The 11,729-nt window shown below is 47.1% G+C and carries 8 protein-coding genes and 3 riboswitches; all 8 genes read left to right on the plus strand.

The window, feature by feature from the left end:
* Positions 1-45 precede the first annotated feature (45 nt).
* A riboswitch (cyclic di-GMP riboswitch) is annotated at positions 46-133 on the plus strand.
* Positions 134-415: 282 nt separating this feature from the next.
* Positions 416-1,105, plus strand: a complete 690-nt coding sequence (locus F456_RS0115925) for a class D sortase (protein ID WP_018978047.1) — start codon at positions 416-418, stop codon at positions 1,103-1,105.
* 288 nt (positions 1,106-1,393) lie between these two features.
* Positions 1,394-1,477: riboswitch (cyclic di-GMP riboswitch) on the plus strand.
* Between the two features lie 85 nt (positions 1,478-1,562).
* A riboswitch (cyclic di-GMP riboswitch) is annotated at positions 1,563-1,647 on the plus strand.
* Between the two features lie 13 nt (positions 1,648-1,660).
* Entirely contained in the window at positions 1,661-2,479 is an 819-nt protein-coding gene (locus F456_RS0115930; protein WP_018978048.1) for a transglutaminase-like domain-containing protein, read from the plus strand.
* A 263-nt stretch (positions 2,480-2,742) separates the two neighbouring features.
* Entirely contained in the window at positions 2,743-3,552 is an 810-nt protein-coding gene (locus F456_RS0115935) for a transglutaminase-like domain-containing protein (RefSeq protein ID WP_018978049.1), read from the plus strand.
* 171 nt (positions 3,553-3,723) lie between these two features.
* Positions 3,724-4,269: a hypothetical protein gene (locus F456_RS0115940; RefSeq protein WP_018978050.1), complete on the plus strand. Its 546-nt coding sequence runs from the start codon at positions 3,724-3,726 to the stop codon at positions 4,267-4,269.
* 85 nt (positions 4,270-4,354) lie between these two features.
* Positions 4,355-5,095, plus strand: coding sequence for a LytR/AlgR family response regulator transcription factor (locus F456_RS0115945; protein ID WP_018978051.1), 741 nt, complete (start codon positions 4,355-4,357; stop codon positions 5,093-5,095).
* Positions 5,092-6,384, plus strand: a complete 1,293-nt coding sequence (locus F456_RS0115950) for a sensor histidine kinase (RefSeq protein WP_026293923.1) — start codon at positions 5,092-5,094, stop codon at positions 6,382-6,384. Before F456_RS0115945 ends, F456_RS0115950 begins: the two co-directional genes overlap by 4 nt.
* Positions 6,385-6,511: 127 nt before the next feature.
* Positions 6,512-8,758: a serine hydrolase domain-containing protein gene (locus F456_RS0115955; protein WP_018978053.1), complete on the plus strand. Its 2,247-nt coding sequence runs from the start codon at positions 6,512-6,514 to the stop codon at positions 8,756-8,758.
* A gap of 483 nt (positions 8,759-9,241) precedes the next feature.
* Positions 9,242-11,185 (plus strand): methyl-accepting chemotaxis protein, encoded by a 1,944-nt coding sequence (locus F456_RS0115960; RefSeq protein WP_018978054.1) that lies wholly within the window; start codon positions 9,242-9,244, stop codon positions 11,183-11,185.
* Positions 11,186-11,729: the final 544 nt, after the last annotated feature.

Consider the following 11,729-nt stretch of genomic DNA (forward strand, 5'->3'; position numbering starts at 1 on the left):
GAAAATCGGATATTCCATTATAATCAAGGTAACTAAATAACCGACTTATGAGAAACGCAAACCGGCCGAAAGACCGGGACGCAAAGTCAGGAATCTAAAGCGACAAGTTCGCCATGATCGTCCGACCGCCGCAAATCTATGTGGCGGTCTTTTCGCGTCTGCAGAACCCCTCCCCCCCACCCTGCAGCGGCCCCACATCTCTCTCCCCGAGAACTTCGCACCCATCGTCAAGTTGGGCTGCAAAGTATGGACTTTACGGCAAGCCCCCGCTTGCTCGTACTGTCCGACCGCCACGAATTTTTGTGGCGGTTTTTTTTGATTTCAGCCGTGCTTTATATCATGCTTTTTAGGTTATAAAGTATATCAGGCGAAGCATTTAAAATCTCGACGTTATATGAAAAGAGGAGGAACGGCATTGAAAAAATGGTCGTACATAATCATGCTGTTGGGACTCTGCATTGTGCTGTACCCTTCCGTGACCAATTGGCTGGATGATCGAGCCCAGGCGAAGCTGCTGCAAGAAGCGGAAGCCGAAAGCTTGAAGCCCCTGAATATAGCTAATCTATCGAGCAGCAGCGCTGTGCCCGATTATCAGAAATTATCGAATTTGCTGGACGAAGGCGAAGGCGAAGTTGCAAGCGAAGACAACAGCGAAATCGAAAGCCAAGCACCGGAAGAAGCCAAGCTTGATGCTAACGCTTTGAAGGAAGGCCAAGTCCTGGGTGTGATTCGGTACGATCGGTTGAACATCAAACTCCCGATCGTCGAAGGGGCTACCAAAGAAAATATGAAAAGCGCAGCCGTACACGTGACCGGAACAGGTATAGCCGGCGTAGAAGGAAATATGGCTGTGGCTGCTCATCGGGCACATAAGACAGGCCGTTTGTTCAATCGGTTGAACGAAGCCAAAGTAGGCGATGTAATCGAGATCGATCAAGGCGGACAGACCTATCATTACGAAGTAAACAAAATTCATATTGTCGAGCCAACGGAAGTATGGGTGCTTGATCCTACCGAAGGGGAGACCGGGCTGACGCTGATCACATGTGATCCCTTGATTGATCCTACACATCGTTTGATCGTTTACGCCGTTATGAAAAACTGAGATTTTGAGTATTTAAAGGATGAATCGACCATCAAAATAAGAATTATTCCATATTTATTTTCAATTTCAAAAAAGACCGTCATGAAAAAATCATGGTGGTCTTTTTTTTATGCTTATATAAAAGTGCTTGCCAACCGATATAAAAGATAGCAGCCTGTAATCTAGAAGTCAGCAAGTCGGCTTTATACTTAGTTTTGATTTGAAACATGACTTTAGTCGTTTATTTTTCGGGAAAATCTGGCTTGCTAAATTGCTTTTATATGATACGATATGACTACGAGAGCTTTCTACGATAAACGGCAAACCTGATCGAAAGACAGGGACGCAAAGCTAAAGGGCCTTACCTATAGGGGATAGCAGCCAGCCGCCGGAAGATAGGTCTTTTTTCGTGTACATCTCTACTTGTGCCTTGGGCACCCCATTAACAGATGGGTTTTCATTAAATAGATAAGACTAAAACGATAAACGGCAAACCTGATCGAAAGACAGGGACGCAAAGCTAAAGGGCCTTACCTGTAAGGGGATGGCAGCCAGTTACCGAAAGGAGTTTTATCCATGCGTAAACCCATTCTTAAGCTAACTCTCGCTCTGAGCTTGCTTGCTGGTGCTGCACCGGCGTTCGCAGTGCCTGTATCGGCTTCTGCGATCAATGCTTCCTGGCTTGATACTTCGTACCTTCAACAAGGAACGGTAGGCGTAAGCTACAGCAGTAACAATTCCTCCAGAGTTAAAGTGATGATTACCAAAGCAAGCACTGTGTACACCTACGACCTGAACACCAATAAAAAGATCGAAACATTCCCGCTGCAATCCGGCACCGGCTCCTATGAAGTTACACTGTTTGAAAACACAAGCGGTTCCAATTATAAGAAAATCGGCTCCACTTCCGTTGAATTGAGCAGCGACAGCGAGAGCAAGGTGTTTCTGGGTTCTGTTCAGAACGTCAACTGGAAAGATGCCAAAAATGCGACGGCTCTTGCTAAAAAGCTAACTTCCGGAAAAAAGACGGATCAAGAAAAAGTGCAGGCAATCTACAATTATGTGGTATCTAACGTCAGTTACGATAATGAACTGGCCAAAACGGTCAGCGGCGTATATATTCCTTCGGCCGATGCCACTTTGAATTCGAAAAAAGGCATTTGCTACGATTATGCTTCCCTTGTCGCCGTTATGTTGAGAAGTTCCGGAATCCCGACCAAGCTGGTTATGGGAAATACTTCTTACGTCAAGGAATATCATGCCTGGAACGAAGTATACCTGGGCAATAAATGGGTGATTATCGACCCAACAGTGGATGCCGCCTACAAAAAAGCCGGTAAAACGATTGATTTCGCCAAAGATTCCCATAAATATAGTGTGCAAAAGGTTTATTAAAGCAGCCGATTCCTATGTTCCTAGCAGCTCCTTGCCTCTTTCTTAGGAAGAGGCTTTTTTTGCGTTCACAAATAACCAGAATAAGGGAAAATCCTCTCATTAAAGCCTCTTCCGAAATGCCGTTAAAAATAAGGAGAGACGCGAACCAGTCAACGGCGTCCACCAAACTAAAAGGCAAAAGCAAACCTGATCGCAAGTCAGGATTTATCGCTGGAGAGGCTTACCCGAACGATACAAAGCTTAAAGCCAAAAGGAGTTTGTTCATGTATAAATGGATTCTCAAAGTTGCACTCGTTATGAGTTTGATAGTCTGCATCATCCCAAGTTTCGCGGCTTCGGCTGCCGGCGCTTCCTGGCTCGACACTTCCACTCTGCAGCAGGGGACTGTAGGGGTTCAATATAGCGGCAGCACGGCCAAGCGCCATAAAGTCATGATCGCTAAAGCAAGTACCGTATATACGTATGACCTGAATGCTTCAAGAAAAAGCGAAACCTTCCCACTGCAATCCGGTAACGGCTCTTATGAAGTGACACTGCTCGAAAATGTCAGCGGTACAAGCTACAAGAAAATCGGCTCCACTTCTGTAGATTTTCGTGCTCAAAGTTCCACCAAGGTATTCCTCGGCTCGGTACAGAACGTAAACTGGAAAGACTCGAAAAAAGCAGTTGCGATGGCCAAGAAGCTGACGGCCGGCAAGAAAACAGATCGGGCCAAAGCAGAAGCGATCTACAAATATGTGGTGACCAACGTCCGTTATGATCAGGCTAAAGCCAATGCACTGAGCGGCGGCGCTTACCTTCCTTCGGCAGACAGCACGCTGGTTTCCAAAAAAGGAATCTGCTATGACTATTCTTCTCTGATGGGTGTTATGCTGAGAAGTTCGGGTATCCCAACGAAATTGGTTATGGGCAAAACAACTTACGTGAAAGAGTATCATGCTTGGAACGAGATCTATTTGAACGGAAAATGGATCACTGTAGATGCCACAGTCGATGCTGCATACAAAAAAGCGGGTAAAAAGATTTCGCTCGCTAAAGACTCTAAAAAGTACAGTGCACAAAAAGTGTACTGATTGATATAAAGCAAACCGGAGCTTCGCCTTGACGGCGAAGTTCTTTTTTTATGCGAAAAAGGAGACGGATGCGGTTCTAAAAACGTTAAACAAGAGAGGGTAGGAGTGCTTGCTCCAGATCGTTCTAAAAGATAACGAAGCAGTATGAAATAGAGGAAAAGGGGAAAATAGATGAAAACAACGCATGTACTCACGATTGCCTTGGTTTTTATTTTGGGCATTTTTCTATGGAGCTACCCGTTTCCTAAACAAATTGATAAAGAGATTCCCGCTATGATGTCGATCACCGAAAACGGTTCGGAAGAAGCGTACACACATACACCGACAACGATCCATGTGAAAGGTGAAATCTATCAGAAGTTATTCCGCAGTCCGGAATTTAACGTGAAAATTACCGTCGACGGATTTGAATGGATGGACGATTACCCGGCAGGGGTTCCAACGATCGGAGACAGCAAAGAAGGGATTTATGTGGGTGCTGTTTGGTACAATAATTTCAAATCCAACATAGCGCTTGAAGATCAGAACAAAGTTGCGTTTGTCTGGTTCGACAAGGAGTTTGAGCGAATGAATATGGAAGCTTCCATTGAAGAATGGATGGACGAGGAAGAGGGACAGGGCAGAACTCTTTATATAACCGGTAGAGCAGATAGTGCGGAACAAGCGGAAGCAATCCGGGAGGGAATCAGAGATTTGCTTTATAATGAGGCAGAATAGCGGATGGAAGAGAGAGGTGTTTTCTACCGACACGGCATGTTCATACATCCGTATAATAGAAAGAAAAGTACAGGAGGACCGCCGTATGTACCGCATCGCCGTTTGCGACGACGAACATCCGCGCAGGGAAGAGGTCCGGCGCATGCTGCTCGATCTGTCCGTGAAGTCGGGCATCGACTTTGACACGCAGCTTTTCGCCTCGGGCGAAGAGCTGCTGAAGCATTATACGGAAGGCGGAGAGCCTTACCATATTCTTGTGCTTGATATCGAAATGGACGGGCTGAACGGCATTGAGACGGCGCGCAGGCTTCGGGACATGAAGCGGCTGAGCGAGCAGATCATTTTTCTGACCAGTTACGCGGAGTATATGCTGGACAGCTTCGATGTGATGACGTTTCAGTATTTGATCAAGCCGGTTCAACCGGATGTATTTGAGGAAAAGATGCTTAAGCTCTGCCGCTATTTCTCGGAAAAAGAACGCGAGATTCTGATCGTCAAATCGGCGGAGGGCGAACTGGTGCTGCATCAGGACGAGATTATCGCTATTGAAGCCTCTAAGAGCCTTACCGTAAAAAACAAACTCAGGATTACGACAACCCGCAGCGTTTATGAAGGTCGGGGGCTGATCTCAAGCTACGCCGAAGCATTGAAAGAAGACCGTTTCCTGCAAATTCATCGGTCGATTCTCATTAATCTGTCGCATGTTCATAAATTCTCAGGCAGTCGGGTCGTCATGTCGAACGGAATGGAACTGCCGATCGGCCGTTCGAAGATCAAGGAAGTGAAGGACGTCTGCACCAAATTTATGGTTGCGAGGGCCGAATGATGGAGAGCCAGACGCTGCTGATCCTGCTGGTTGTCGGAACAACGCTGGTTATGGCCGTACAGATCAACTTTTATTTCAATTCCGTATTCGGCCGGGAGCGGAGCAAATCAAGCAAGAAGTATTGGATTGCCGCTTTTCTGCCGCTGGCCTTCTTCTATCTGCTATGGGATCTGCCGGATCTGCCGTCTTCGCTGATGGCGCTGGGGATCATATTTCTGTTCGCGCAGGGGTATGAGGTGTCACAGAAGCTCAAAGTCATGTTCGCCATTCTGTACGCGGTGCTGCTGACGCTGATTAATCTGATTATGCTTTATCTGCTTCATCCCTCCCTGCAGGTGCATGAGGCGAAACCCGACGGTGTACCTGAACGCATGCTGCTTACTCTGACGCTGCTGATCGGCTGCACCGTCATGTTCGCGGTTATTCAAGCGATCCGTCTTGTTGTCAAAAAACGCCGTTTTCCGCTGGAATCACGCTATTCGTTAGTATTTCTGTGCGTGCCGCTGATCAGCATCTATCTGGTCAACGTCTTCACCCTTTACAGCGAGAAAAATATTCATTATTTCCTGTCGGTATTTGGCTTTATCGTATTGAACGTACTCGTTGTCTATATGCTCGATACCGTCATTGCAAGATTTCAGTTGACTCTTCAGAACGACCGGATGCAGAGCCAGATGGATTATCAAGACGCTAATTACGAGAAAACGGTACACAGCTTCAAAGAGATCAAACGCATCATTCACGACACGAACAAGCATCTGCTTGTCGTGGCCGAGTATATTGAACGGGGGCGCGGCGAAGAAGCCAGGGAACATATTCGGACAATGCTCAATGAGATCGATAACGCCTATCAGCGGGTCAATACCGGCAATCTTGTGGTCGATGCGCTGGTCACGAATGCGCTGAACGTGGCCGGGGCGAATGGCATTCGGATGGACACCGAGCTGTCTCTGCGCGAACCGGAGCTGCCGATCGAGCGCTATGATTTATGCGTCGTACTCGGCAATATGCTGGATAATGCCGTCGAAGCTTCCAAATCAATCCGAATGGCCGAAGATCGTCATGTCCGTATCCAGATCCGTTCAAGCGAGAAGGCACTGTTTATTCGCGTACGCAACCGGACGGAACGGGAAGTAGCCGACCTGCACAGCCGCAAATCCAATCCGGAAGATCATGGATTCGGACTGACCAATATTGAACGGATGTGCGACAAATATGGAGGGCATATGACGATCGAGACGGAGCATTTGACGTTCGACAATATGGTCATGCTGCCTTTTCCCAAATGAAATAGACTCTTGAACATGTCGTTCAGGGGTCTTTTTTTGCATTTCGGCGCTTTTATATATAGAGAACTTTCCTTTCGGCTATGCTGAACGCATGGATCGAATTCGACAATGCGGAAGGGGAATGGATATGAAGGACAAGAGAAATCGTATAAATGACAAGAGAAACAAATGGAAAAAGGGCAGTACAGCTGCGATAGCGGCACTCCTACTGGCTTTGCCAGCGGCACAAGGAGGAAATGTACTGGCGGCGGAATCATCGACATCCACGGCATCGACACCAACGGTACCAGCGCTGATGGCATCAGCACCAACGGCACCAACATCATCGACACAAACGGCAGCAGCACCAGCACTGGCGGCATCAGAACAAAAGTCTCCGGCTGCAGCACAAAATGCTGCACAGGCCAAGGCGAAAGAGATGGCGCAAGCGCTGATGGACAATTACGGCGTCACCGGTGTGCAGTATGCAATCCGCGACAGTGGGGAGATTGTGCTGTCGGGTGGATTAACATTGGACGACAGTGGGAGTAAGCAGGAAATTGACCGGAACAGCATGTTCGGAATTGGGTCAGTGAGCAAGATGTATGTAACGGCTTCTGCGATGATGCTGGCGGACAGCGGGAAGATCGATATTGATCGTCCGCTGACCGATTACATACCGGATTTTCGCATGGCAGACGAGCGGTATAAGATGATCACGACGCGTATGCTGATGAACCACTCGGCGGGCCTGTACGGTTCGCATTACAAGAACAGCATGCTGCTTGGCGATAACGATGCTCAGAACTATGAGCAGCTGCTGAACAATCTGAGCGTACAGCAGCTCAAGTCGGATCCTGGCGAATATTCCGTATATGCCAACGACGGCTTCCAACTGCTGGAGCTGCTGGTCGAGCGGGTAAGTGGGATGAGCTACAGCGATTTTCTGGACCGGAATTTCAGCAAGCCGCTGTCGCTATCCTACACCAAGACACCGATGAATGAATTTGATCGTGCGCAGCTGGAACCGATTCACTTCCCGGGTATTGAACAAGCTCTGCCACCGGAAAACGCGAATATTCTCGGTACAGGCGGCCTTTACGCGACAGCAGAAGAGCTGACGAAAGTATCGGAGCTGCTCAGTGGCAAGCATCCGGAGCTGCTGTCCAAAGCTTCCGCAGAAGCGATGCTGCAGCCGGAATACCGCAAGGGGGTGTGGGTGCCCGATACGAAAAATGTGTTCGGCTATGGACTTGGTTGGGATTCTGTCGATCTGGACCCGTTCGGCGATTACGGTATTCGCGCAGCGACAAAAGGTGGAGATACGATTATGTACCACTCCGCATTGATCACGCTGCCTGATGACGATATTTCGATTGCCTTTCTGACTTCGGGCGGTTCGTCCATATTTAATACGACGGCAGCGACCAATGTGCTGCTGGAATACTTGAAGCAGAGCGGCAGGATCTCGAAGATTCTGCCGGAAGCAAACTTTGAGAAACCGGTGAAGCAGGATATGCCGAAAAAGATGAACGATTACGAAGGCTTGTACGGAACCGTGGGAGAGACGCGCCGCATTTCGTTTAAGGAAGGCAAGATTTCAATGCCTGTGCTGATGAGCGGCATGATTCCGGAGCAGAATTACATCTATACCGGAAATAATGAATTTACGAGCGAAGACGGCCGTACAGTGTTAGGCTTTGATGAACAGACCAACGGACATACGTATATGCGCATTCGCAGCCATATCGAAATTCCGGGTATCGGGCAGGCGCGAATGGCTTTCTATGAAGCTCAGAAGCTGGAGGACAATCCGCTGGACGAAGCGACAGCTGCAGCTTGGTCGAAGCGTGACGGCAGGACTTATTATGCAGTTGACGAGAAGATTAATTCACTGTTCTACCTTGCGCCTTCGTTTCTGACGAAAAAGATTGCATTCGAAAAAGAAGGCGGCTACGCCAATGGGACGAAGATTGAGAGTGCCGATCGTGCAGTGAATGCTGTCGAGATTCCCGTTATGAACGGGCGAGACGCGTTCGATCTGGAGTTCTCCCGACAGGACGGCATTGAATATCTTCAGGCGGACGGTCGAACCTATATCAGCGAAGACGCCGTTACTCCGCTGTATACGGGGCGCATGTCGAAGATCACGATTCCGGCCTCCGGCAGTGTGCGCTGGTTCAAAATACCGGCGAGTGCGGCAGGCAGAACACTGAAAGTTGATCTGCCTCAGGATGCAGGATTTGTGGTTTATAAGGCCGACGGGACACTCGTAAATCTTTCAGCCGCAAGCGGATCAAATACAGCCATACTGCCGGAAGATGGATTGGTTGTGTTCGGAGGACAAGCCGGAGATGTATTGAAGGTAAGACTGGAAAAAGTAATGAAAAAATAAATGATGAAAAAAGTGACAAAAAATAATTAAAGAAAAACAAGGAATAAAGTATATCGTTTTCAAAGTTGGATATCCGGATTTCGCTGCTGCAGCGAAAATCGGATATTTTTGTGTGCTTTCACTCAAGCAGCTATACATACTTTCATTAAAAAAACCGAAAAATAGATACGAGCATGTAGTGATAAAGGACCAGTACTAAAGAATCAGCAGCTGAGAAAGAGAGGTTGTACCGAAACCATTTGTTCAAGAAGTTCAAAAGGCACTGCAATTCCTTCAAATTTACTTTCGGATTCAAATGATTGATTTGATAGATTGAATTGCAGCTTGATCGCGATTGTTTATTAAAACTTTAAATTAGAGGAGCTCATTACTGCGATGAAATTATTTCGAAGATTGACAGAAAGCTTGCTGTTACGAATATTGTCGATCACTGCTTTATGTATCGTTTTGGCCATGGTTGTGTCTACTGTGGCGGTAGGATTTATGAGCACTCGGTCCTATGAGAAGATCAATACCGATTCTTTGACAATGGTAGCCGATGAGAAAGCGACGGAGCTTCAGATGGTCGTTGCGGGTCAGCAGGACGTAGTCAACGCGATTTCTACAGAACTATTTAATGTCGACTTTTTCAAAAGGTTGAATGAAACGGGTACAGCTTCGGAAACGGATTTTACTCGTATCCAAAACAATCTTAATGAAAAGTTAAGTGCTTCAAACGGCTTGTATGAGAACATCTTTTTCACTTATCAAGACAAAGTGTACGTGGATGGCCTAAACGGCGTCTCCCATGGTACGGATATGTCCTCGACTTCACCATGGTACCGGCCGGTTTTGGACAGCGGCAATTTAGTTATAGGTGATTTGCAGACTTCGCCGGTCACGGGTCTTCCTGCTATTGTGATTGCGGCACCTGTCAAAGATCCTGAGACCGATCAAATATTGAGCATATTTGCACTCCCTCTGAATGTAAATGTTCTGCTGGAAAAGATTACAAAAAAAGAAAACGAACAGATTATGACTACGGTCGTTACGGATGAAAAAGGAATGGTCATCGCATCGCATAATGCAGATCAGATACTTAAAACAGATTTTACCCAGCTCGACAACGAAGGGGGCATGCAGCAGCTTTCCGCGGCCGAAAACGGGACAGGCTATGCCACGATCGATGGAGTCCGGTACTTGGCTTCTTTCGTCAAAGACGATGTACTCAAAATGAATGTGGTCACTTTCCTGCCGGTAAGCAGCTATATGGACAACTTGTACAGCATTTTGACGACAATGATCGTGATTACGGCTGCGGTTCTGCTTATCGCCTTATTCGTTCTTTTCCTGGTAGTACGCAGTATTGTTCGACCGATCCGGGTAGCGTCCGAGCAGTTGGAGATTATGTCCCAAGGAGACTTCTCCCAAGTGCTCTCACAGAAATATGAAAACAGTGTCGGAGAGACCGGCGTACTGATTCGTTCGATGAACAAGATGCATGAGAATACCAAGAACGTTATTCAATCGGTTAATCAAGAATCTACCTATCTCAAAGAAGTATCCAATACCGTGTACTCTATGTTTACAGATATAGACAAAGAACTGCAGGATGTATCGGCCACGACGGAAAATATGTCGGCGGGTATGGAGGAAACAGCGGCGTCGGCACAGCAGATCAACGCTTCTACGAACGAGTTTGAAAAAGCGATCGAATCGATTGCCAAAGGCTCTCAAGAAGGTGCGGAAGAAGCGGCAGTCATCAGTAAGCGCGCAGGCGATCTGAAGTCTGCATTGGAAAAGTCGATTGCAGAGACGTCGACGGTATACACTGAAGTGAAATCGGGCTTGGATGAAGCATTGGAAAAATCCAAGTCGGTCGATAGAATCAAAGAATTGAGCGAATCCATCCTGCAGATTACGAAGCAGACGAATCTGCTCGCGCTCAACGCTTCGATCGAAGCCGCAAGAGCCGGAGAAGCCGGCAGAGGATTCGCTGTAGTCGCCGAAGAAATTCGTAAATTGGCCGACGCTTCCAAAAATACGGTCGGACAAATTCAAATGATCACCGGCAACGTCACGGATTCCGTAAGCAATCTGCAGAACTTCACCCAGCGTCTTGTCGATCTGCTGGCAGGCAATATTGCGGAAGACTATGCCATGATGACCAAAACGAGCGAGTCGTATCTGAATGACGCGACTTATATGGACCGCCTGGTGTCCGAGTTCAGTGCAACGAGCGAAGAGTTGAGCGCTTCCGTTCAAAATCTGGCCCAAGCGATCAACGAGATTTCGGTCTCCAACAATGATTCGGCGAACGGCACGGAAGAGATTGCGAACAAGACGAATGCGGTCGTGAACAAGGCGAATGGAATTGCCGAAGAAACACAGAAAACAAACGACAGCGCAGATCGTCTGAATCAAATCATTCAACAGTTCAAGTTTTAACGTTAAGACTTTGAGGGTTGGAATTTAAGATTTAAGATTTAAGATTTAAGATTTGAGATTTGGGTTGAGAGTTCCAGCTATGATACATGGAAAAGCGATTCCGTTATTCTCTTTCGAGAAAGCGGGATCGCTTTTTCGTCCAAAAGAAAATCGATCTTTGAATGGCTCCGGATTATTGGAAAAGTCTCAGTAGTCCGGAGATTCTAACGAATCGTGGTCACGCTATTTGCTCTTTAAGCAGCATTTTTAGATTCTAACGAATCGTGGTCACGCTATTTGCTCTTTAAGCAGCATTTTTATATTCTAACGAATCGTAGTCACGCTATTTAAGCCGAATTAGACTTAGATCTACCGATTTATAACAAATAGAGACATGAGGATTCGTTAGATTCTCAAAAAGGCTGAAAACTCGAGAATAGCGATACCACGATTCATTAAAGTTCCCGTGATGTACAGATGATGGGAATCTAGCACTGTTACGACCCAACGACCCAACGACCCAACGACCCAACGACCCAACGACCCAACGACCCAACGACCCAAC

It is taken from the genome of Saccharibacillus kuerlensis DSM 22868 (assembly GCF_000378145.1).
Lineage (GTDB): Bacteria > Bacillota > Bacilli > Paenibacillales > Paenibacillaceae > Saccharibacillus > Saccharibacillus kuerlensis.